This is a genomic window from Geotalea sp. SG265 (assembly GCF_022808985.1).
Lineage (GTDB): Bacteria > Desulfobacterota > Desulfuromonadia > Geobacterales > Geobacteraceae > Geotalea.
Window position 1 is genome coordinate 39,236 of sequence record NZ_JAKZFT010000004.1, and the last position, 22,444, is coordinate 61,679.

17 protein-coding genes are annotated in these 22,444 nt (G+C 58.6%); 15 read left to right on the forward strand and 2 right to left on the reverse strand.

Annotated features, from left to right (window positions below):
- The first annotated feature begins 125 nt into the window (after positions 1 to 125).
- Together ML541_RS06020 and ML541_RS06025 are read left to right on the forward strand one after the other, a co-directional pair.
- The gene (locus ML541_RS06020) at positions 126 to 1,787 is read left to right on the forward strand and encodes a sigma 54-interacting transcriptional regulator (RefSeq protein WP_243371681.1); all 1,662 of its coding nucleotides are present in this window, start codon (positions 126 to 128) and stop codon (positions 1,785 to 1,787) included.
- A 200-nt stretch (positions 1,788 to 1,987) separates the two neighbouring features.
- Positions 1,988 to 2,464, forward strand: a complete 477-nt coding sequence (locus tag ML541_RS06025) for a hypothetical protein (RefSeq protein ID WP_243371682.1) — start codon at positions 1,988 to 1,990, stop codon at positions 2,462 to 2,464.
- Positions 2,465 to 2,892: 428 nt separating this feature from the next.
- Here ML541_RS06025 and ML541_RS06030 read toward each other — a convergent pair whose 3' ends face one another.
- Complete coding sequence (locus ML541_RS06030) at positions 2,893 to 4,929, reverse strand: amylo-alpha-1,6-glucosidase (protein ID WP_243371683.1); 2,037 nt, start codon at positions 4,927 to 4,929, stop codon at positions 2,893 to 2,895.
- The gene (gene treZ, locus ML541_RS06035) at positions 4,926 to 6,815 is read right to left on the reverse strand and encodes a malto-oligosyltrehalose trehalohydrolase (RefSeq protein ID WP_243371684.1); all 1,890 of its coding nucleotides are present in this window, start codon (positions 6,813 to 6,815) and stop codon (positions 4,926 to 4,928) included. Before treZ ends, ML541_RS06030 begins: the two co-directional genes overlap by 4 nt.
- Before the next feature lie 287 nt (positions 6,816 to 7,102).
- Between treZ and ML541_RS06040 the strand changes: the two genes are divergently transcribed.
- The 13 genes from ML541_RS06040 to ML541_RS06100 all read left to right on the forward strand — a co-directional run bounded on the left by ML541_RS06040 (position 7,103) and on the right by ML541_RS06100 (position 22,407).
- Positions 7,103 to 8,227, forward strand: coding sequence for an NAD-dependent epimerase/dehydratase family protein (locus tag ML541_RS06040; protein ID WP_243371686.1), 1,125 nt, complete (start codon positions 7,103 to 7,105; stop codon positions 8,225 to 8,227).
- Entirely contained in the window at positions 8,224 to 10,302 is a 2,079-nt protein-coding gene (locus ML541_RS06045) for an NAD-dependent epimerase/dehydratase family protein (protein ID WP_243371687.1), read from the forward strand. Before ML541_RS06040 ends, ML541_RS06045 begins: the two co-directional genes overlap by 4 nt.
- Complete coding sequence (locus tag ML541_RS06050) at positions 10,302 to 11,264, forward strand: zinc-binding dehydrogenase (RefSeq protein ID WP_243371978.1); 963 nt, start codon at positions 10,302 to 10,304, stop codon at positions 11,262 to 11,264. The genes ML541_RS06045 and ML541_RS06050 overlap by 1 nt, the downstream gene beginning before the upstream one ends.
- 21 nt (positions 11,265 to 11,285) lie before the next feature.
- A complete protein-coding gene (locus ML541_RS06055) occupies positions 11,286 to 12,287 on the forward strand; it encodes a Gfo/Idh/MocA family oxidoreductase (RefSeq protein WP_243371688.1) in 1,002 nt (333 codons plus the stop codon).
- Positions 12,277 to 13,479 carry a glycosyltransferase family 4 protein gene (locus tag ML541_RS06060; RefSeq protein ID WP_243371689.1) on the forward strand — a complete coding sequence of 401 codons (1,203 nt, stop codon included), beginning with the start codon at positions 12,277 to 12,279 and terminating at the stop codon, positions 13,477 to 13,479. Before ML541_RS06055 ends, ML541_RS06060 begins: the two co-directional genes overlap by 11 nt.
- A gap of 14 nt (positions 13,480 to 13,493) precedes the next feature.
- Complete coding sequence (locus tag ML541_RS06065; RefSeq protein ID WP_243371690.1) at positions 13,494 to 14,627, forward strand: glycosyltransferase; 1,134 nt, start codon at positions 13,494 to 13,496, stop codon at positions 14,625 to 14,627.
- Entirely contained in the window at positions 14,624 to 15,736 is a 1,113-nt protein-coding gene (locus tag ML541_RS06070; RefSeq protein WP_243371691.1) for a glycosyltransferase, read from the forward strand. The genes ML541_RS06065 and ML541_RS06070 overlap by 4 nt, the downstream gene beginning before the upstream one ends.
- The gene (locus tag ML541_RS06075) at positions 15,733 to 16,848 is read left to right on the forward strand and encodes a glycosyltransferase (RefSeq protein ID WP_243371692.1); all 1,116 of its coding nucleotides are present in this window, start codon (positions 15,733 to 15,735) and stop codon (positions 16,846 to 16,848) included. Before ML541_RS06070 ends, ML541_RS06075 begins: the two co-directional genes overlap by 4 nt.
- Complete coding sequence (locus ML541_RS06080; RefSeq protein ID WP_243371693.1) at positions 16,829 to 17,614, forward strand: TIGR04290 family methyltransferase; 786 nt, start codon at positions 16,829 to 16,831, stop codon at positions 17,612 to 17,614. Before ML541_RS06075 ends, ML541_RS06080 begins: the two co-directional genes overlap by 20 nt.
- A 401-nt stretch (positions 17,615 to 18,015) precedes the next feature.
- Positions 18,016 to 18,990 (forward strand): hypothetical protein, encoded by a 975-nt coding sequence (locus ML541_RS06085; protein WP_243371694.1) that lies wholly within the window; start codon positions 18,016 to 18,018, stop codon positions 18,988 to 18,990.
- A gap of 535 nt (positions 18,991 to 19,525) precedes the next feature.
- Complete coding sequence (pyrR, locus tag ML541_RS06090; protein WP_243371696.1) at positions 19,526 to 20,062, forward strand: bifunctional pyr operon transcriptional regulator/uracil phosphoribosyltransferase PyrR; 537 nt, start codon at positions 19,526 to 19,528, stop codon at positions 20,060 to 20,062.
- A gap of 37 nt (positions 20,063 to 20,099) precedes the next feature.
- A complete protein-coding gene (locus ML541_RS06095) occupies positions 20,100 to 21,035 on the forward strand; it encodes an aspartate carbamoyltransferase catalytic subunit (protein WP_243371698.1) in 936 nt (311 codons plus the stop codon).
- Between the two features lie 97 nt (positions 21,036 to 21,132).
- Positions 21,133 to 22,407 carry a dihydroorotase gene (locus ML541_RS06100; protein WP_243371700.1) on the forward strand — a complete coding sequence of 425 codons (1,275 nt, stop codon included), beginning with the start codon at positions 21,133 to 21,135 and terminating at the stop codon, positions 22,405 to 22,407.
- Positions 22,408 to 22,444: the final 37 nt, after the last annotated feature.

Consider the following 22,444-nt stretch of genomic DNA (forward strand, 5'->3'; position numbering starts at 1 on the left):
TGCTATATACAATCACAATACCCTGTGCTACAAATAACATTATGTAGACATATGTCTACAACCATGCCTCGCCCCACCGCCAAACCGTCTGCGCGAGGCGTATCCAAAAGGAGACATGTTGACCTATGGATACACTTTCCATGGAAACCGAACTCAGGAAGGCCGCCTATTGCCGCTGCGGAATCATATTTATGAACGAGGTCGGGCAGGTTGCCGCTCTAAACAGAGACTTCTTCGAGCATGCAGGTCTGGACATCAATGAGGGAGCTATGCTTCCCCGGGAGCTGCGGGAACTGAACCCGGGGGAATGGGCTTTTTGGGGGAAGGAATGGTTCGTTCAGGCAGAAGGTTGTGACGGGCGGGTCCAGGTGCTGGTCATCCGGCCGGTCCGGACTGCCGATCAGATACTGGGTCCCTACGGGATCTCCACCCTCAATGAGGAAATGGTCCGGCTTGTTCTGGATAACCCTTACGAGGGATTGACGGTTGTGGATACCAAGGGTAAGGTGACGCTGCTCAGTTCGTCCAATGAACGCTGGCTAGGGCTCAAGAGCGGTGGAGGGATGGGACTGGATCTCACGAATATCGCTCCCAAGAGTCATCTGTCGGATGTGGCCCGCACCGGCGTGCCCGAACGCGCCCAGGTGGTCGATCTGCGCGGCAAAACCAAGGTGACGGTAAATCTTCCCATCAGGCGGGAAAACAGAGTCATCGGCGCCTTCGGCAGAATCCTCTTCAAAAACACCGAACAGGTGGAAGAATTGGCCGGGCGGATGCGGGCCATGGAGCTACAGGTGGAGCGCTACGAAACCCTGCTGGACGAGATGCGCGTGCATCGCTGCTCTTTCGACAATATCCTCACAAAGAACCCGGCCATGCTGGATCTCATTGACCAGGCGCGCCGCATTGCCGATTCTTCCGCCACCGTTCTGATTCTGGGAGAGAGCGGCACCGGCAAGGAACTCTTCGCCCAGGCCCTCCACGAGGCATCGCGGCGCAGGAAAGGCCCCTTTGTCGCCATCAACTGCGGCGCCATTCCCCGCGATCTGATCGAGTCGGAACTGTTCGGCTACGAAGAAGGGGCCTTCAGCGGAGCAAAAAAGCGTGGAAAACCCGGGAAATTCGAACTGGCAAATGGTGGAACCCTTTTTCTCGACGAGGTAGGGGAGCTCCCCCTGGACAGCCAGGCCAAGCTGCTGCGGGTCCTCGAAGATCGCAAGATCGACCGCCTGGGAGGCACAACCCCCGTACCGGTGGATTTCCGCTTAGTGGCCGCCACCAACCGCGAATTTGGAACCATCGTCAACAGCGGCAGGTTCCGCAGCGATCTTTATTACCGTATCAACGAGTTCCCCATTGAGCTTCCTCCCCTGCGCTCACGCCCCGAAGATATACCGTTTCTTGCCAAACACTTTCTGACTGAAATCTCCCGTCGCGAACGACTTCCCACGCCGAAGGTCTCCCCGGCAGCCCTTGACGCTCTCATGTCCCATAATTGGCCGGGAAACGTGCGAGAACTGCGCAGCCTCATGCGCCAGATGGCCTGGAAGGCCCAGGGGCTGACCATCGAGCCGCACCATCTCCCCCCCACCCTCCACAAAGGGCTCAATGCGGCAGTTTCCGGAACGCTGGAGGAGCAGCTTGCCCAGGCGGAACGCACCGCCATCGAATCGGCCCTGCAGACCGCCGAGGGCAACCGGGCGTTGGCGGCCCGCATGCTGGGCATCCATCGTACCGCCCTCTATAAAAAGATGGCCAGACTGGGGATGGATGACATTAAACCATAGGTTTAAAAACTTAGTATAAACAGCCACTACCTGGATGTGACCTTCCGGCTATGATGTCTGTTTGCGACATCACTACACATACCATCACACCAATTGCAATTAAAATTTGAACATGCTAATCCAAATGATATAGTTTCATCTATAGCCTTGCGCTACCGATTACCATGCGCAAAAAACAAACAGAAAGAGGAGGAACAACGATGAAGAATGTAAAACGCCTGGTTTTCACCGCTGCAGCGTTGATTGCTCTATCAGGATTTGCTTTCAGCGCAAGTACCAGCGGTAGCAGTATGGGCAGCTCTTCCGGCTCCGATACTTCTTCCGGCATGACTGGCAGCGGTTCCGGTGGTTCGACGACGGGCTCCTACGGCAGCGATACAGGCAGCAGCACCGGCGGCAGCATCGGCGGCAGCATGGGTGGTTCAACCAGCGATACTTACGGCACCGGCAGTGGCGGCTCGACCTCCGGCGGTTCTACCGGCGGCACTGAAACAGGCACAGGCACCGGCGGATCGACAGGCGGCTCTTACGGGTCGGACATGGGCACCGGCGGCGGCACCGGCGGCTCCATGGGCACTGGCGGCTCAATGGGTGGCACCTATGGAACAGGCGGCAAGGGGACCATGGGTTCATACACCAGTTCGACCCGCGGACACATGGGAACAAGAGGATACTGATAGTTCTCTCCACCTCAACGCAAAAATGGCCTGCTGATGCAGGCCATTTTTTGTTCATCACATTTCCGAGGAGGGCAGTCGTGGCATCGGGAGAGAGCGACGAGCTACAGCGGCGAGCGGACACCCGCCGCATGTGAACGGAGAGGCAACCAGCAACTTCAAGTATGGTGCCACATACGCGGGCGGCACCGCAAGGTCCGCAGCTGTGGCGACAGAGCGAACGGACGATGTCGCGACTGCCTTTTATTTCCAGGAAGTACCGGGATGAACCATTTTTGGGCAGCGCCACAGATGGGGGTGTTTCACAAACTTCCAAGGCTGATCAAACGCCCCCAGGTGCAAGGCGCCCGAAGTGCGAGGGGTGAGACGTACTTCCGGTACGTCGCAGCCCCGAGGATGAGGGCAACGCCGCAGATGGGGGTGTTTCATCAGCCGGTCTTCAACCAGCATCGCAGCATCTCCGCCACGCTCCATGCCTGAGCCACACACCCCCGCGGCGAATAGGGTTCTTCCGCATCGAATACCTCGTTGATGCTGCCGACGCATTTCTGGTTCAGCTGGTCCGTGAGTCCCTCCAGGAATCCCCGCGCCCCCCGCTTATCATCGGGATGCAAGCGGAGCCAGGCATCCACGAAAGGTCCCAGCAGCCATGGCCAGACCGTTCCCTGATGGTAAGCCGCATCACGGGACCTCAGGTCGCCGAAGTATTTCTCCTTGTAATCCGGATGGCCCGGGGCCAGGGTGCGCAGGCCCACCGGGGTCAGCAGCCGTTCTTTCACCACCGTCATGACCCGCTCCCAACGCGAGGAATCCAGCACCGGATGGCGTAGGGAGATGGCAAAGACCTGATTGGGGCGACAGGCTGAATCATCTCCTTGCTCACCGTCTACCACATCATAGAGGTACCCCCCCTCTTCATACCAGAAGCGCTTGTTGAAGGAACGACTCGCCTGGTCGGCAAGGGAGCCCAGCTGGGCGGCGTGCTTTTCATCGGATTCCTCCCGGCTCCATTTCTCCAGAAGCCGCAGGGCATTGTACCAGAGGGCGTTGATCTCCACTGCCTTCCCCCGGCGCGGCGTCACGACCCAATCCCCCACCTTGGCATCCATCCAGGTCAACTGGTAGCCTTCAGCCCCCTGGCGAAGGAGGCCATCCGTGGGATCGATGCCGATGCCGAAACGGGTTCCCGCCAGGTGCCGGTCGATGATTTCCTTCAGCTTGGGCAGGATCAGAACAAGGGTAGCCCGGTCCCTGGTTATCTCCACGTAGCGGTCCAGGGCATGGAAAAACCAGAGGGTGGCATCGGCGGTATGGTAAAGCCCCTCCGCCTTCCCTTCGGGAAACATGTTGGGTATGAGGCCGTCGCGAATGTATTGGGCAAACGTCCGAAGAATCCATCCCGCCTCGTTCAGCCGCCCAGTGCACAGGGTAAGCCCTTCCAGGGAGATCATGGTATCCCTGCCCCAGTCGGTAAACCAATGGTAACCGGCGATGACCGTGCGGATCTCGTCTCCCATGGCATTGGCCCGAACATAATCCTCGACCCTGCCGGTGGGAGAAATGATGAACTGATCGGCAGCAAAAACCAGCTCTGCCGGCAGGCCCGACTGCGCTTCCGGATGGGCGGCCGCCAACAGAAGGCGCCGTCGCTCCTTCTCGAACCTGAAGGCTTCATCGGTGGAAAGGGCGGCGATGGTTTCCCATTTTTCCGTTGAGGCCACGAGGGTGGCGTCATCCCCCTTGGCCAGATCGACGGCGAAATAGCCGGGGGTCCAGAGATCCCCCCTGTCTTCATAGCCACGGTTGTGCTCGATCCGATAAAAGATGTCCGGAATGGTCTTTTCTTCCAGGGTGAAAGTCCCATGCTGCCCGTGGAGCACCAGCCTGAGCTGCGGTGATTTTCTGCCGGAGGAAATCTGGTAGCGGTTTTCCACGGCCGAAAAGACATAGGAATCGATGGCCGGGGTATTCACCGGTGCATCATGGGGGCGAAAGTGGACGGTTGGCTGCAGCTTGAGCCTGACCCGCCGGTCCCCCTCCAGCATTCGGTAACTGACGTGGACGGTGTTCTGCTTGTGCAGGAGAAAGATCCTCTTTTCGATCACCGTCCCGTTCACATGGTATTGCCAGACCGGCAGCCCATCCTCCAGGACGAAGGAAAAGAGGTTATCGGCACCGAAGAGCTCGACCGAGCCATCCCCCTTCTCGTTGCCCCCCAGCATGACGATGGTGCCGTCATCGAACCTGAGGCGCTCGGTAACCTTGCTGAAAACCATGTTGCGTCCCATGGGGGTGGGATAGGCGGCAACGAGCAGACCGTGATAGCGGCGGGTCAATGCACCGCTGACCGTCCCCGCTGCATAGCCCCCGAGGCCGTTTGTCACCAGCCACTCCCTTTTGAGGAGCACTTGTTCCCGGCTCATGTTCTCTGCCGTGAAAGGCATCTCCCTGCGCACTGATGTCATAATCCTCCTCCAGTGGGGGCCGGAGCCAGAACAACGGCAGCATGGCCCAGAATTCTCCAGAAGTTTTCCGTCTCCGGCTCGGGGTAGCCCGAACCGCCGTATTCCGGCCTTTCGCTTGACCAGAGCACGTTCCATACTCCATTCCCAGGGGGAGCCAGCAGCGGTTCGGGCGCCGGTCGCAGCTTCAGTTCCCGCCCGAGATTCACCAGCAGCAACCGTTCTTCCTCCCCGTACAGATACCTGATGACGAAGCCCTCCGGGCCGAGAACGGCCCCATCCACAAAAGACGAAGCGCCGGCGCTGAAAACCACATCCTCACGCCTGAGTCTCAGCAGGTCCCGGTGCATGGCAAAGATCCGATGATGCTTCTCCCGTTCCTCCGGATGCAGGCACGACCGCTCGAATGTTGAGAAAGCGGCGGGGCTGTCCAGGCTCTCGATCACCTCAGCGGAGGCTATATTTGTGAACTGGCTGAGGAATTCCACCCTCCCCTTACGCACCAGGGTGGTCACCTCGGCACTGAGATCGGCGAAATAGAGGAATGGTGTGGACGCGGCAAATTCCTGCCCCTGGAAGAGCATGGGTGTACCGGGAGCCAGAAGCAGCAGCGTTGTGATGGCCCTGAAACTGCCTGGGCTCGTCAACTGGTGGATGCGGAATCCCCAGGCCGAATTGGCGACCTGGTCGTGGTTCTGGATGAAATTGACAAACGCCGATCTGCGTACCCCCCTGGTCGAACTTCCGCGGCGCTTGTCCTGCCAGAAATACCGCTGTCCCTGGTACAGGTAGCCGTATTTAACCGCCGAGACCAGCTCCTGGGGGGTCCCCAGGTATTCGCTGTAATAGGCCTCGTTATAGCCGGTGACGGCCGCGTGGGCGCAGTGGTGAAAATCATCGTTCCAGACCACGTCGAAGCCGAAGCCATCCTCATCCACCGGTAGCAGGCACCGTATCTGCTGGGGCTCGTTTTCCCCCACGAGGAAGACCGACTTGGCCCCCGCGGCCTGCCGCACCTTTTCGTTAATGCACGCCAGGATGTGACGGAAAGAGGCATCGTAAATCTGCTGGGTGGCGTCGACGCGCAAACCGTCCAGATGGAACTCTTCGATCCAGTAGGCAGCATTGGCAATAAAAAACTCCCGGACCGGACCGGATCCCTCGCCGTCGAAATTGACCGCCTCTCCCCATTCGTTCCTGTATCTATCGGTGAAATAACTATCGGAAAATTGTTGCAGGTAGTTCCCTTCCGGCCCCAGATGATTGTAGACCACATCGAGAATGACTCCCAGGCCGCAGCCGTGGGCCATGTCGACGAAGGCCCTGAAATCGTCCGGCCTGCCGTAGAGCCTGGTGGGGGCGAAAAGATTCACACCGTCGTACCCCCAGCCGAACCTGCCGGGGAAATCCGCCACCGGCATGACCTCGATGACGGTAATCCCCAGTTCAGCAAGGAGGGGCAGCTCCTTTATCGCCCCCTGCCAGTTTCCTTCACAGGTAAAGGTCCCCAGATGCATCTCGTAAATGACATTACCTTCGGGGCTTATGCCGCTCCAAAAGGTATCGCTCCAGGGGTAGGCGGGATCGATGATGCACGAAGGGCCATGGGGACCGATGGGCTGAAAACGGGAAGCGGGATCGGGAAACGCACCGCCGCCGTCAAGAAGGTAGCGGTAGAGATCGCCCGGTTTTGCATCTCGGGATTCCCCGGAGAAATAGCCATTTCCCTCCGCCGATAACCGCACCGTGAAGCGTTCAACCGGTTCGCCCTGGAGATTACCCTCCACCAGGGCTTCCACAAGCTTATGTTTTGGCGCCCAGACGCGAAAATGCACACCTCCATCCGCCATCACCTCCGCTCCGACGGGCAGTCTTCTGGCACCTATCATGGAGCCCCCCCTCAAATGAACATGTTTTAATAGTACCACACTCCCGCCACAAAAAAATATTTGACACCAAGCCCGACACTGCTAGTATTGGTAATGTTTAATTATGTATGATTAATTACAAACCGCGCCCTCGTTCCCTTTGAGGGACAGGAATGGGGGGGTGAGGCGCTACCTCACATCCTTCTGCTTCACCCTCCCCCTCGCCCCCTCCCGCTTATGGAGGGGGTATATATTTACCGCCAGGCGGAAAAAAATCCCTAACTGCCTAATCCGAAGGAGGATTTTTTATGACCTGTGGCAGCGTGCTTATAACGGGCGGCGCCGGATTCATCGGCTCGCACTTGGGGGATGAGCTGCTCCGGCGCGGTTATCGCGTCCGTGTACTGGATAGCCTTCTACCCCAGGTCCACGGACCGGAAGGGCGCAGACCCGAGTATCTGGATAGGGAAATAGAATTGATCAAAGGGGATGTTCGCGATCCCGACACGGTAAAAAAGGCGCTGGAAGGGATAGACGCCGTATTTCATCTGGCCGCCATGGTTGGCGTCGGCCAGAGCATGTACGAAATCGAGCGATACACCTCTGTGAACAACAACGGTACTGCCGTGCTTATGGAAGCCATTGTCCACAGCGGCAGGGTCGAAAAGGTGGTCGTTGCGTCCAGCATGAGCATTTACGGCGAGGGGCTTTACCATGACAGCCGGGGAAACGTGTACCACGGAGGCCGGCGAAGCCTCGAACAACTCAAGACCGGCACCTGGGAGCTCTATAACGATGAAGGGGAACATTTGATTCCTGTTCCCACCCCCGAGTCGAAAAATCCCAATCTCGCCTCGGTCTATGCCCTTTCCAAGTATGATCAGGAACGGATGGCCATCATCGTCGGCAACGCCTACCGCATTCCGGTGGTGGCCCTGCGTTTTTTCAACGTCTTCGGCACCAGGCAGTCCCTTTCAAATCCTTACACCGGCGTGCTGGCCATCTTCGCTTCGCGGCTTTTAAACGGCAATTGTCCCCTGATCTTCGAAGACGGGCTGCAGCAACGGGATTTCGTCAGCGTCTACGATGTGGCCCAGGCATGCAGGCTTGCCCTGGAAGTCTCCCAGGACTCCGGCCAGGTTTTCAACGTGGCAAGCGGCACCAGCCACAACATCCTTGAGGTCCTCGAACAGCTTGCCCAGCTCCTGCAGTGCGAACAAATCAAGCCGGCCATAACCAACAATTACCGTGCCGGCGACATCAGGCATTGCTTCGCCGATATTACGGCAGCCCAGACGCTGCTCGGCTACCGGCCGCTGGTGAGCTTCGAAGAGGGGCTGGCGGAGCTGGCGGAATGGCTCCGGGGGCAGATCCCGGAAGATTATGCCCCCATTGCCCACGCGGAACTTTCCGCTCGGGGGCTGACCCTATGAGTTTTCCGGCCAAGGAGGCGAAAAAGGCGGAGACGCTCCCCACCCATCTGGGCCTCGTGGAATGGTTCCGGCCGGGCGAGTTCGCCCGTGTCGAGAATGTCCTAGCCCTCATGAAAAAAATCGGCATCAGGAGCCTGAGGACGGGGGTGTCGTGGGCAGACTGGTATACGGCAGACGGAACAGCCTGGTACGAATGGCTGATTCCGCGCTTGGCCGCCGAAGTCGAAATTCTCCCCTGTTTCCTCTACACCCCTCCGTCAATAGGCATCGAGCCCAAAACCTCATCCCCTCCTGTGCGCAGCAAGGACTACGCCGACTTCCTGGACCTGTTCACCAGCCGTTTCGGCAGGCATTACGAATGGGTGGAACTATGGAACGAGCCCAACAATCTGAGCGAATGGGATTGGACCCTTGATCCCCACTGGACGAAATTCGGCGAAATGATCGGCGGCGCCGCCTACTGGATGAAGCAGCGCGGTAAAAAGACCATCCTGGGGGGCATGAGCCCGGTGGACGGCCACTGGCTCTGCCGCATGTTCGAGCTGGGGGTCATGGACTACGTGGACGTGGTCGGCATTCACGGGTTTCCCGACATTTTCGATTACACCTGGAAGGGCTGGGGAAAAAACATCGAGATGGTGCAGGAAGTACTTAACAGCAAGGGAAGCGGGTGCCAGATCTGGGTGACGGAAGCGGGATTTTCCACCTGGCAGCACGACGAACTGAAGCAGATGGGGGTATTTCTGGACTTTCTTCAGGCTCCGGCCGAAAGAATCTACTGGTACGGGGTCGATGACCTGGATCCGGCCCTTGCCGCAGTCAACCGTTTCCATCTGGACGAGCGAGAGTATTTCTTCGGGTTGCGCAAGTCGGATGGCGCCCCCAAACTCTTGTGCCGGCTCATGGAAGATGGAGGACTTCCGGCCGTTCGCCGTATTGCGGAAGGTTTTCCCGCTCCGGTCGCTTACCCCGGGGAAAAGGGAAAAGGGATACTTATCACCGGCGGCGCCGGCTTCATCGGCACCAACCTTGCCGATCGGCTGCTGGCTGCGGGGGAACGGGTCATCATCTACGATAACCTATCGCGGATGGGAGTGGAGAAGAACCTGCTCTGGCTCCGGGAAAAATACGGCGACCGGCTCGAAGTGCGCATTGCCGACATCCGCAACACCCTCTCTTTGGAACAGGCGGTTGCAGAGGCAAAGAACGTCTTTCACTTTTCCGCCCAGGTAGCCGTCACCACCAGCGTGGAAAATCCCGCAGCCGATTTCACGATCAATGCCGCCGGCGCCTTTGCCCTGCTGGAGGCCATCCGCAAGGCGCCCTCTCCCCCGACGCTACTGTTCACATCGACCAATAAGGTCTATGGGGCGATGGACGGGGTGAAGCTGCTGAAGAGGAGCCAGCGTTACGAACCTGTCGATGCTGCCCTGCAGTCCTTCGGCATGGGGGAAGATGCTCCCTTGAATTTCCTGAGTCCTTACGGCTGCTCCAAGGGATGCGTCGATCAATACGTGCTGGACTACGCCCACACTTACGGCATTCAAGCTGCCGTCTTCCGCATGAGCTGCATCTACGGCCCCCATCAGTTCGGTACCGAGGACCAGGGCTGGGTTGCCCATTTCGCCATACGGACCCTTTGCAACCAGCCCATCAGTCTCTATGGAGATGGCCGCCAAGTGCGCGATCTGCTCTTCGTGGAGGATCTGGTGGATGCCTTCCTTCTCGCCCGGCAGTTGATGCCCCGGATATCGGGACAGGCCTTCAATATCGGCGGGGGACCGGAGCGGTCGGCAAGCCTTCTGGAACTCCTCCAGCTGCTCCAGGAGATCCATGGCGACCTTCCTTCCATCAGCTTCGGCGACTGGCGAACCGGCGATCAGCGGTACTACATATCCGACATCAGGAAGTTTTCCCGCATTTCCGGCTGGAAGCCGCGCCATTCCGTGGAAGACGGAGTGAAAAAACTATACGAATGGCTGGCGGCCTCCCTAAAAACCGGCAGGCGGACCACCTCTAGGGATTTCCCCACCCCTCCCATCTATCCCTCGGCAGCAGCGGAGGCAATGACGTGATGCATTCCATGCGGGCAGCAGTCATCACAGGTCCGGGACAGGCCGGACTGACCCAGGTTCCCATACCCGATCCGGGGCCAGGCGATCTTTTGATAAAGGTCGAAGGATGCGGCGTCTGTCCGTCCAATCTGCCCCTGTGGCAGGGAAGGCCCTGGTTCACCTATCCAGCCCCCCCCGGAAATCCCGGACATGAAGGATGGGGAACCGTGGCAGCAATCGGTCCCTCTGCCAAAGGCTTCGCCCAGGGGGACCGGGTGACCTTTCTGTCGTCACAGGCTTACGCCGAGTATGACCTGGTCCCGGCCGAAGCGGCGGTGAAGCTGCCCTCCTCCTTGGACGGCAGGGCCTTCCCCGGTGAGCCGGTCGGTTGCGCCGTCAACGTCTTTCACCGCAGCCGCATCGAAGCGGGTCAGACGGTTGCGGTCATCGGTGCCGGATTTCTCGGCATAGTCTTTACGGCGCTGGCAGCCGCAAAAGGTGCCCGGGTGGTTGCCATGGGCAGGCGTGAGACAGCCCTCGATCTGGCGAAGAAATACGGCGCCGCAGAGACGGTCCGGATGGACGACCACTACCGGATCGTCGAGTACATGAAGGAGATGACCAATGGAATGGGCTGCGACCGGGTCGTCGAGGCGACCGGCTTTCAGTGGCCGCTGGATCTGGCCGGCGAACTGGTCCGGGAACGAGGCGCCCTCGTCATAGCCGGCTATCACCAGGACAGTCCCCGGCAGGTCAACCTCCAGCAGTGGAACTGGAAGGGAATCGATGTGATCAATGCCCACGAGCGGGACCGGAATGTTTATCTGGAAGGAATCCGGGAAGGTATCAAAGCGGTAGAAGCAGGACTCTTCCGCCTCGACGACCTGATAACCCACGACTTCACCCTGATGGAGCTGAATCGAGCCTACTTGGCACTGACCGAACGCCCCGAAGGGTTCATCAAGGGAATAATCCGGATGTAATCTCCTAAGAAAGGAAAACGAATGGGCAAGAGTCACACCCGCCGGCCGCGACTGGGCTTTCTCGGCACCGGCTGGATCGGGCGGCACCGCATGGAGGCCATCCACCGTTCCGGTGCGGCGGAGGTTACCGCCATCGCCGACATCGCGCCGGAGAATGCACGGCAGGCGGCACGGGTCGCCCCGGATGCGGTTGTCGTCGATTCCCTGGATGACCTTTTATCCATGAGGACTCTGGACGGCATCGTCATCGCCACCCCCAATGCCGGCCACTCCACCCAAGCCATCCAGGCTCTGGAAGCAGGTTTCGCCGTCTTCTGCCAGAAACCCCTGGCCCGCACCGCCGAAGAGACCCGGCAGGTGGTGGAGACTGCCCGCAGGGCGGACCGGCTCCTCTCGGTGGATTTCTCCTACCGGTATACGGATGGCTTTCAGAAGATCCATCAGCTGGCCACATCGGGGAGCCTGGGGGACATCTACGCCGCCGATCTGGTTTTCCACAATGCCTACGGCCCGGACAAGCCCTGGTTTTACGATGCCGCCCTCTCCGGCGGTGGCTGTCTCATGGATCTCGGCATCCACCTCATCGACCTCGCCCTGTGGGTCCTGGACTTTCCCCGGCTAAAGGCCGTCTCCAGCTCCATCTACGCGGGTGGGAGCAAGCTCAATGGCCCGGGAATGGTGGAAGACTACGCCGTGGCATCGCTGGGGACTGAAAACGGCAGCATCGTCCGCATCGCCTGCTCCTGGAACCTCCCAGCAGGCCAGGATGCGGTCATCGAATCGACCTTTTTCGGCACCAAGGGGGGAGCCCGTTTCAGCAACATCAACGGCTCTTTTTACGACTTCACGGCGGAACGTTTCACCGGCACCTCCCGGGAAACCCTCTCCGTTCCTCCGGAGGAATGGGGAGGACGGGCCGCACTGGCCTGGGTGGAACAACTGCAACATGGGGGCGCTTTCTCCCCAGCGACGGAAAATCTCCTGCTGACCGCAGCAGCACTGGATGCAGCCTATGGCCGTTAAATCTGCAACGAGGAAAAGATTCAGCGCCTGGAAACAGAAACAGGGCTTATCGGGAAAACCGTCGGCGTCCCCTCGGCGCATCCTCATGACTACGGACACCGTCGGCGGCGTCTGGAACTACTCCCTGGAACTGGCGCGGGGCCTGGCCAAGTACGACGTGGAAGTGGCCCTTGCCACCATGGGGCCGCTCCCCACCCAGGAGCAGCGGCGCCAAGCCTCCCACATCCACAATATCACCCTCCATGAAAGCGGATTCCGCCTGGAATGGATGGAGGACCCATGGGAAGACGTGGAGAAGTGCGGCGAATGGCTGATGCGCCTGGACAATGAGCTGAAGCCGGACCTGGTGCATCTGAATGGATACAGCCATGCCGATCTTCCCTGGAGCTGCCCCTGCATGGTGGTAGCCCATTCCTGTGTCCTCTCCTGGTGGCGGGCGGTTAAGAAAGAACCGCTTCCCCGGCGGCTCGACCATTACAAGGAACGGGTGGCACGTGGGCTGGCCCGGGCGGACCTGGTGGCGGCACCGAGCATGGCAATGCTGAAAGCCGTCGAGGGTAGCTACCTTCCCCTGGCCAATACCCGGGTCATCTACAACGGCCGTTGCAGAAAGAGATACCGCCCCGACAACAAGATCAACTTCATCCTCTCCGTCGGAAGGATCTGGGACGAGGCAAAGAACATCGGAGCCGTCGCCGGGTTGGCCCCCGCCCTCCCCTGGCCTGTCTTCGTCGCTGGAGAGGAGAAACACCCGGAGGGAGCAGCATCCCTGCTGGACAATGTCAGCCACCTGGGAAACCTTCCCCCGGCGAAGCTTGCTCCCTGGTTTGCCTCCGCAGCCATATACGCCTTGCCGGCCCGCTACGAACCGTTCGGCCTGACCGTCCTGGAGGCGGCACTCTCGGGATGCGCCCTGGTGCTGGGGGATATTCCCAGCCTGCGGGAACTGTGGGAAGGGGCCGCGGTCTTCGTCCCTCCCGACGACACGGATGCACTGGCCGATGTTCTTCAATCCCTCTGCGACGACCGCGATTTACGGGAAAGAATGGCGGAAAAAGCCTTTGAGCGAAGCCGCTTTTTCAACCCGAACAAGATGGCTGCCGAATATTTCGCTGCCTATATGTCCCTGAATTCCCTGAATTCGGATCTCCGCGGACAGGGAGCAGATGAAGCGGTGAATTTCGGCGGTTGAAAGGAATCAACGTCATGCGTATCGCCATGTTCTATCACTCGATTGTTTCCGACTGGAATCACGGCAATGCCCATTTCCTTAGGGGAATCGCCACGGAGCTCCTGGGCAGGGGCCACCAGGTCGATGTGTATGAGCCCAAGGACGGGTGGAGCCTGAGTAATCTTCTGCGCGAACAGGGAGAGATTGCCATCAGGCAGTTCCGCCGCATGTACCCGCTCCTGAACGGAAAACCGTACGTTGCCGATCGCCTGAACCTGGACCGGCTGCTGGACGGGGTGGACCTGGTCATCGTCCACGAGTGGAACGACCACGAGGTAGTGCGAAAGATCGGCGAGCACCGCAAACGGAACGGCCATTACCATCTCCTCTTCCACGACACCCACCACCGGTCGGTCACCGATTACGACTCCATGAGCGCCTACGACCTGTCCGGCTACGACGGAGTGCTGGCCTACGGCACCAGGATCAGGGATATCTACCTGAAAAGCGGCTGGACAAAGCGCGCCTGGGTCTGGCACGAAGCTGCGGATATTCAGGTCTTCTATCCCCACAGCCGCATGGATTATGCGGGGGATGTAGTCTGGATCGGCAACTGGGGAGACGAGGAGCGCAGCGAGGAAATCTGCGAGTTTTTCGTGGAGCCGGTGCGACGGTTGAAGTTGAAGGGAATGGTCTATGGGGTCAGGTACCCGGAAAAGGCACTGAAGCTTCTCTCCCGGGCCGGCATCGAGTATGGCGGCTGGCTTCCGAATTTCGACGTGCCGAAAATCTTCAACCGCTATCGCATGACCATGCATATCCCCCGTCGCCCTTACGCCACCGCCCTTCCCGGCATCCCGACCATCCGCCCCTTCGAAGCGCTGGCATGCGGCATCCCGCTGATCTCGGCCCCCTGGTCGGACTGCGACGGCCTTTTCACCGCAGGGGAAGACCTGCTCTTCGCCCAGGACGGCTTCCACATGGAACGGCAGATCAAGGCTATCCTGGAACAGCCCCTGAGAACCGAACAGATGGTCAACCACGGCCTGAAAACCATCCGGGAGCGCCATACCTGCAGTCATCGGGTTGACGAGCTGCTGCGCATCTGCACCGAGCTGGGGATGGATACCACCCTTCCCCGGGACCGGAAAATCGGGGGTAACGGATGAACAAAGGATTCTCCATCGCCTTCTTCGGCTCCAGCCTGGTTTCCTCCTACTGGAATGGGGCAGCCACCTATTACCGGGGCCTGATCCGCGCCCTGCACGGTCTGGGGCACAGGGTAACCTTCTTTGAGCCGGACGCGTTCGACCGGCAACAGCACCGGGATATGGAAGCCCCCCCGTGGGCAGAGGTCGCGGTCTATCCGGCGACGGAGGAAGGGGTCTTTCGTTCCCTGGAAGCCGCCAGGGGAGCGGATATCGTCGTCAAGGCCAGCGGGGTCGGGGTCTTCGACGAGCTCCTGGAGAAGGAAGTACTCTCCCTGAAGAACGTCCATAACCGGGTGGTTTTCTGGGATGTGGATGCCCCGGCCACCCTGGAGAGGATTGCCGGCAATCCCAGCGACCCCTTCCGCCCCCTCATCCCCGCCTACGACCTGATCCTCACCTATGGCGGCGGCGATCCGGTCGTCGCCGGCTACAGCGCGCTCGGCGCCAGGGAGTGCATTCCGATCTACAACGCCTTGGACCCGGATACCCACCATCCGGCCCCCTCGAATCATAATTTCTGTGCCGACCTGGCTTTTCTGGGCAATCGGCTGCCGGACCGGGAGAAGCGGGTGGAGGAGTTCTTTTTCAAGGCCGCCGACATGCTTCCAAACAAGAAATTCCTCCTGGCGGGGAGCGGCTGGGAAGATAAGGAGCGGCCGGAAAACGTCGCTTACCTGGGGCATTTGGGAACGGCCCATCACAACGCCTTCAACTGCAGTCCTCTGGCGGTGCTCAATATCAGCCGGGACAGCATGGCAAAAAACGGCTTTTCCCCCGCCACCAGGGTCTTCGAGGCGGCAGGCGCCGGAACCTGCATCGTCACCGACAACTGGCAGGGCGTCGAGCAGTTTTTCGAACCTGGCAAGGAGATACTGGTGGCCGATTCGGGGGAACAGGTGGCCCATATCCTGGAGCGCCTGACGGTAAAGGAGGCCTCCATCATTGGCCTCCATGCCTTTGCCCGGGCACGGGCCGAACATACCTACGCCCACCGGGCGAGAGAGGTGGAAGCGATCTTTATGGAAGAAACTGTCAATGTCCATTCTTTTGCAGGAGGAGCAGCATGAAAATCGTCATCTTCGGTCTGTCCATTACATCCTCATGGGGAAACGGCCATGCCACCACTTACCGGGGGCTAGTGCGGGAACTGGCGAAGCTCGGCCATGAAGTCCTGTTCCTGGAACGCGATGTGCCCTGGTATGCTGCCAACCGCGACCTCCCTTCCCCCCCCTATTGTCGGACCGTGCTCTATAACTCGGTGGATCTGCTCCTGGGGGACTACGGCCGGGAGATAACGGAAGCGGATTGTGTCATCGTCGGCTCCTATGTGCCGGACGGCATCGAGATCGGCAGATGGGTAACCCGCAAGGCCAAGGGAATCACCGCTTTCTACGATATCGACACCCCGGTGACCCTGGCAAAACTGGAACGGGGGGACTGCGAATATCTGATCCCCGAGCTGATCCCCATTTACCGGCTCTACCTCTCCTTTACCGGCGGCCCTATTCTGGAGCGGATCAAGGAGCAGTACGGGGCACGGGAAGCGCTGCCGCTCTATTGCTCGGTGGACCCGGAGGTGCACTATCCCCTGCAGCAGGAGGTCAAGTGGGACCTGGGCTACCTGGGCACCTACAGCACCGACAGACAGCCCCCCCTGGAGCGCATGCTCTGCGAACCGGCCGCCCAGTGGAAAGAAGGGCGCTTCGTCGTCGCCGGCGCCCAATATCCGGCCGGGCTCACCTGGCCCGAAAACATGCAGCACATCGAGCACCTCCCCCCGGAGCGGCACCGGGAATTCTATACCGCCCAGCGCTTCACCCTGAACGTCACCCGGAAATACATGATCCAGGCCGGTTATTCTCCCAGCGTCCGCCTGTTCGAGGCGGCAGCCTGCGCCGTGCCGGTCATCAGCGACCAGTGGCCCGGCATCGAGGAGTTTTTCATTCCCGGAGAGGAGATTCTCCTTGCCTCGACAGCCAACGAGGTGCTGGCGTATCTGCAGGAAATTTCCGATGAGGATCGCGCCGCAATCGGCCAGCGCGCCCGCAAAAGGGCGCTCCGCTCCCACAGCGCCGTACGCCGTGCCACTGAACTCTTGAATTACATAGCCGGCTGCGAAAACTTCAGGAGTAAACTTCCCCTGTCAGGTGGTACCCATTATGGATTATGCCGACTCTAACGGTATTGCCGATAAGATAAAGGCCCTATCCCCCTGGTTCCACAACCTCCACTTCGAGGACGGCACCCAGTCCGCGCCGGACCATTTCCTGGGGGACTTCCCCCGGTTCAAGTGGCTGCAGGTGGCCCCCTTCATCCCCGAAGACCTGAGCGGCTGCCGCGCCCTGGATATCGGCTGCAATGCCGGATTCTACACCTTCGAGCTGGCCAAACGCGGCGCCATGGTCACCGGCATCGACATCGACCAGCGCTACTTGGAACAGGCGAACTGGGCGGCTCGGCAATACGGGCTCCAGGACCGGGTGAATTTCAGGCAGATGCAGGTCTACGACCTGGCACGGGAGAGCGGCACGTACGACCTGGTCCTCTTCATGGGGGTCTTTTACCACCTCCGCTACCCACTGCTCGCCCTGGATATCGTCGCCCAGCGGGTCAAGGGGATGATGGTCTTCCAGACCCTGGCCATGCCCGGCAAGGAGATCTACAAGCAGGTGGACCACCCCATCAACGAACGGGCCTCGCTCCAGGAACCGGGCTGGCCAAAGATGGCCTTCATCGAGTACCGTTTCGCCGGTGACCCCACCAACTGGTGGATACCCAACCATGCCGCCGTGGAAGCCCTGCTCCGCTCAGCAGGCATGCGCATCACCGGCTATCCCGGCCACGAGATTTACCTCTGCGAACCGGACGAGGAAGCACCTTCCTGCATCACCACCTGGAATCGCGCCGAATACCTGGCGGCGCTGGGGGTCAAAATCGAGAACTGAAACTATAAAGCAGCTACCACGGCCGGGTCATCAGCACCCGGCCGTTTTGCATTTCCACTTTCTTTCCTTTTACAATTCAGACCATTAACAATTCTTTTAATTTTCCAATTGAGATGACCACATTTTTGGTGTAGTGATGGTGGTGGCTGACACTTTCGGATTGGTGCCCGATTAGTGGACCTGCTGGGGACGAGGATTTTGCGGGGAAGTTCACCAATTCACGGGCAGTGGACCCACGGCCACAGCGGCTGTGGGGATTCAGTAAGGGGAAACGATTGGAAACAGACCTAGATCGACCATTGAACCGGTGCAAGCCAGGCCAAAGGGGAAGTGCAATTAAGTAAGGTATTCCCGGAATTTCCCCAGAGTCAACTGCCCTGTCATTGGATAAAGGATAAGGAATGAGTAGGCCAATTAAAATCCCGGAACAGCAACTTGAGCGAGTTCATCGGCTAGAGAATATTTTGGCAGATGCAGCAGAGTCTGGGGACTTAAAAAAGGCAAAGATGGCACTTGATGATCTCCGCCCTGTCTTGGAGCGTTACCAGCACAGGCATAGAGTTCTTGAGGCCTATCTTAAATTATACGAATCGGCACTTGAAGCTTGGGATCTCGACACTGCGAAACAAGGATTCAGCTTTGTTCGGCGCGAGGCCAGCAGAAATACACGCCTCTTTTTAGAAGCTACAGTATTGTTGGCAGTAACTCACCTTCGTTGTCAGGATCTGCTATTAGCTGAACCACTTATGGCAGAAGCTCTTCGCAATGAGAACATTATAAGCTCTAAAACACAACGTGACATTTTCCGTCGTGAAGCAATTGACCGTTTTGACCAAGAAGGCGCTATTGCGGCATTGGCCAAAGTGCACCCAGAAGTAATGCATGAGGCACAGATTCACCAGGATGCCCTGAACATGCTTAGAAAGGGGCTCAATGAGCAAGACATTGAGGAGGAGTTGGGGGCGCGAATCCCCCAACAAGTAAAAGAATTCATCCTGAAGGTCGACATACTTTCACGTAAGCTCCTGCCCCACGAGACCAGACTTCTCCTGCCGAGCTCAGCTGATGTAGTAAAGAATCGTCAAGTCTCACAAATTCTTTTCCGAGGCGTAAAACGAAAGCTGTACGGCTACGTCTGCGATGAGAACTCTGAAACATATAAGGCTTGGGTACATGGGGGCCTTAATGCTCTTTGCAATGGAGGCTTCGTGGCCAATGCCGTTATTGCAGTTCTAGCTGATTCTAAAATCTTTGTTCCCTCTTTAGCCATTGGACTTACAGCACTTGTCATTAAAAAAGGGATCGGTAACTTCTGTGAGACTAACAGGCCAAAGCGCTTTATGGATCTACGGAGAAAGAGGGGCGCTAATAAGTAATCAGACATATTCGACCCTCGGGTGCTGCTGCCAAGCGGCAGCCCGTCCTGTGCTACAATGATGCAGGTTTATATTTTGTCTGGAAGAAGTCTTTCGACAGGGCTTCTTCAGGAAAGGAGCTTTACTTATGCGCAGTATAATTTGCCTGGTAATGGTAGGGAGCCTGTTTATCTCAGGATGCATGCACCACAGGGGATATGCGCCTCCGGGACAGGTGAAAAAAGCTACGGGATTCAATCCAGCTTCTGGCAAAATCAGGGTCAAATAATCATTAATGTCTGGCAATACCATTGGCGCTTGATCGGTTTTCTCTCTTGACTCCTGACGGCAAGGATGGTACCTTCCAACGACTCAACTCATACTCCCCTTTTAATTTAGCCCCGTGAGGTTAGCAAAGGTGATGAAGAGAGAACTCCCAAGATATCTACTTGTGAAGAGCCTCTCCGTCTTTTGCGCGGGAGGCTCTTTTTTCATGCCCGTTCATCGGCTGTGCCGACCCTGCTGCACCAATCTGATGTGAGAAAGGAGTGCCAAAGTGGGAACCGAAAACACCGTAATTCTCGATGGCGTCGGCGTCAAAAGAGCCCTCACCCGCATTGCCCATGAGGTGCTGGAGCGCAACAAAGGGGTCAAGGACCTGGTGCTGGTCGGCATCCGCACCGGCGGAGTTCATCTGGCCCATGAGCTGGCCTTGAGGCTGGAGGAGATCGAGGGGGAAAAGGTCGGCGTCGGCGCCGTAGATATCACCCTTTACCGGGATGATATCAAGGGGCACGCTGAGCACCTGCCGGTGGGTAAAACGGATATCCCCTTCTCCATCGAAGGAAAGAAGGTGGTGCTGGTGGACGACGTGCTCTTCACCGGGCGCACCATCAGGGCGGCCATGGATGCCATCATCGACCACGGCCGGCCATCGTGCATTCAGCTGGCGGTGCTGGTGGACCGGGGCCATCGCGACCTGCCGATCAGGGCCGACTTCGTCGGGCGCAATGTGCCCACCAGCTTGAAGGAAAACATTACCGTCGCCTTTGACGCCGCCAACAAGCCTGTCGAAGTAGTTCTGGAAAAGTAGCCCGTCGTACCGGTTAACGTCTGAAAAGGGGGGAATAATGGCATTCAAGCACAAGGACATCATTGGGCTGCAGGATCTCACCAGGGAAGAAATAGAGCTGCTGCTCTCCACGGCGGAGAACCTCAAGGAGATCAACAGCCGGGACATCAAGAAGGTGCCGACCCTGCGCGGCAAAACAGTAGTCAACCTCTTCTACGAGGCATCCACCCGCACCCGCACCTCCTTTGAAATAGCTGCCAAGCGGCTTTCAGCCGATACCATCAACATCACCGCCTCGACAAGTTCGGTGACCAAGGGAGAAACCCTCTCCGACACGGCGCGCAACGTCCTGGCCATGAAGCCGGACATCATCGTCATGCGCCACTCCATCTCCGGCGCTCACCATTATCTGGCCAAGCGGGTTTCCTGCTCGGTGATCAACGCCGGTGACGGAGCCCACGAGCACCCGTCCCAGGGGCTTTTGGACATGCTGACCATGCGCCAGAAATACGGCAAGCTGGAAGGACTCAAGGTCGCCATCGTCGGCGACATCACCCACAGCCGTGTGGCCCGCTCCGATATCTTCGGCCTCACAAAGATGGGCGCCAACGTCTTTCTCGCTGGCCCACCGACCATGATGCCCCCAGGTATCGAGCGGCTGGGCAACGTCACCGTCTGCAAAGACATGCGCGAGGCGGTCGATGGTGCGGACGTGGTGATGATGCTGCGCATCCAGCTGGAGCGCCAGGGGAAGACCCTGCTCCCCACCATGAAGGAGTATTCCCGCTACTTCGGCCTGAACAGAAACCTGCTGCAGCTGGCGAAGAAGGACGCCATGGTCATGCACCCGGGCCCCATCAACCGGGGCGTCGAACTGAACTCGGATGTTGCCGACAGCGACCAGTCCCATGTTCTCAAGCAGGTGGAAAACGGCGTCGCCGTGAGGATGTCCATGCTATATCATGTGAGTGGCGGCGAACTGCCTACTGAATAAAAACCGTTCTATGTTCTAAGTTCTAGGTTCAAGGTTAAAAAGCTTGAAACATAGAACTTAGAACCTAGAACATAGAACCTTTACAAGAGGTGAAACTATGAACTTGCTGATAAAAGGAGGGCGGGTTGTTGACCCGTCGCAGAACATCGATGAAACTCAGGACCTTTTGGTGGTGGACGGCACCATCAAGGAACTGGGCAAAGGATTGAAAGCCCCCGCCGGCGCCGAGGTGATCGATGCCGCCGGGCTTGTGGTCACGCCGGGGTTGATCGACATGCACGTCCATCTGCGCGATCCGGGGCTGGAATACAAGGAAGACATCGTCACCGGCTCAAAAGCTGCCGCAGCCGGCGGATTCACTTCCGTTGCCTGCATGCCCAACACCAAGCCGGTCAACGACAACAAGGCCATCACCTCCTATATCCTGACCAAAGCCAAGGCAGAAGCCCTGGTCAATGTTTTCCCGGTGGGAGCCATTACCCAGGGGAGCAAGGGAGAGAATCTGGCCGAGATGGGAGAACTGAAGGAAGCGGGCTGCGTCGCCGTTTCCGATGACGGCCGTCCGGTGGTCAACGCCGAGCTCATGCGCCGGGCCCTTGAGTATGCCAAAGGGATGGGGATTATGGTCATCACCCATTCGGAGGAACTGGCACTTTTGGGTGAAGGGGTGATGAACGAGGGATTCACCGCCACCGAGCTGGGGCTGAAGGGAATTCCCTGGGCTGCAGAGGATGTGGCCGTCGCCCGCGACGTCTATCTTGCAGAGTTCACCAATTCCCCCATCCATATCGCCCACATCTCCACCAAAGGATCGGTGCGGATCATCAAGAACGCCAAAGCGCGCGGCGTGCAGGTTACCTGCGAAACCGCACCCCACTATTTCTCCCTCACCGACGAGGCTGTGCGTGGCTATGAAACCAACGCCAAGATGAACCCGCCGCTCCGGGAAGCAGACGACGTGGCCGCCATCAAGGCAGGTCTGGCCGACGGCACCATCGACGCCATCGCCACCGACCATGCCCCCCATCACCTGGACGAGAAGGATGTTGAATTCAACCTGGCGATGAACGGCATCATCGGCCTGGAAACATCCCTCCCCCTCTCCCTGAAGCTGGTGGAAGACAAGGTGCTGGATATGAAGGCCCTGATTGAAAAGATGGCTGTTAAACCGGCACAGATCCTGGGGCTCGACCGGGGGACACTCAAAGCAGGAACCCCAGCCGACGTCACCATCATCGACCCCAAAGCGGAATGGGTGGTAGAAGCGGACAAGCTCGCCAGCAAATCGAAAAACTCCCCCTTCCTCGGCCAGAAGATGAAGGGTGTTGCCGCCTACACCATCGTAGGCGGGAAAGTGGTATTCAAAAGATAATCGAACAGTAGCAGCGGCTATTGAAGCAAGGGAGATA

Excerpts from the sequence above, each read along its gene's own strand:
- ML541_RS06020 (WP_243371681.1), top strand. The coding sequence starts at position 126 with ATGGATACACTTTCCATGGAAACCGAACTCAGGAAGGCCGCCTATTGC.
- ML541_RS06025 (WP_243371682.1), top strand. The coding sequence starts at position 1,988 with ATGAAGAATGTAAAACGCCTGGTTTTCACCGCTGCAGCGTTGATTGCT.
- ML541_RS06030 (WP_243371683.1), bottom strand. The coding sequence starts at position 4,929 with ATGACATCAGTGCGCAGGGAGATGCCTTTCACGGCAGAGAACATGAGC.
- treZ (WP_243371684.1), bottom strand. The coding sequence starts at position 6,815 with ATGATAGGTGCCAGAAGACTGCCCGTCGGAGCGGAGGTGATGGCGGAT.
- ML541_RS06040 (WP_243371686.1), top strand. The coding sequence starts at position 7,103 with ATGACCTGTGGCAGCGTGCTTATAACGGGCGGCGCCGGATTCATCGGC.
- ML541_RS06045 (WP_243371687.1), top strand. The coding sequence starts at position 8,224 with ATGAGTTTTCCGGCCAAGGAGGCGAAAAAGGCGGAGACGCTCCCCACC.
- ML541_RS06050 (WP_243371978.1), top strand. The coding sequence starts at position 10,302 with ATGCATTCCATGCGGGCAGCAGTCATCACAGGTCCGGGACAGGCCGGA.
- ML541_RS06055 (WP_243371688.1), top strand. The coding sequence starts at position 11,286 with ATGGGCAAGAGTCACACCCGCCGGCCGCGACTGGGCTTTCTCGGCACC.
- ML541_RS06060 (WP_243371689.1), top strand. The coding sequence starts at position 12,277 with ATGGCCGTTAAATCTGCAACGAGGAAAAGATTCAGCGCCTGGAAACAG.
- ML541_RS06065 (WP_243371690.1), top strand. The coding sequence starts at position 13,494 with ATGCGTATCGCCATGTTCTATCACTCGATTGTTTCCGACTGGAATCAC.
- ML541_RS06070 (WP_243371691.1), top strand. The coding sequence starts at position 14,624 with ATGAACAAAGGATTCTCCATCGCCTTCTTCGGCTCCAGCCTGGTTTCC.
- ML541_RS06075 (WP_243371692.1), top strand. The coding sequence starts at position 15,733 with ATGAAAATCGTCATCTTCGGTCTGTCCATTACATCCTCATGGGGAAAC.
- ML541_RS06080 (WP_243371693.1), top strand. The coding sequence starts at position 16,829 with ATGGATTATGCCGACTCTAACGGTATTGCCGATAAGATAAAGGCCCTA.
- ML541_RS06085 (WP_243371694.1), top strand. The coding sequence starts at position 18,016 with ATGAGTAGGCCAATTAAAATCCCGGAACAGCAACTTGAGCGAGTTCAT.
- ML541_RS06095 (WP_243371698.1), top strand. The coding sequence starts at position 20,100 with ATGGCATTCAAGCACAAGGACATCATTGGGCTGCAGGATCTCACCAGG.
- ML541_RS06100 (WP_243371700.1), top strand. The coding sequence starts at position 21,133 with ATGAACTTGCTGATAAAAGGAGGGCGGGTTGTTGACCCGTCGCAGAAC.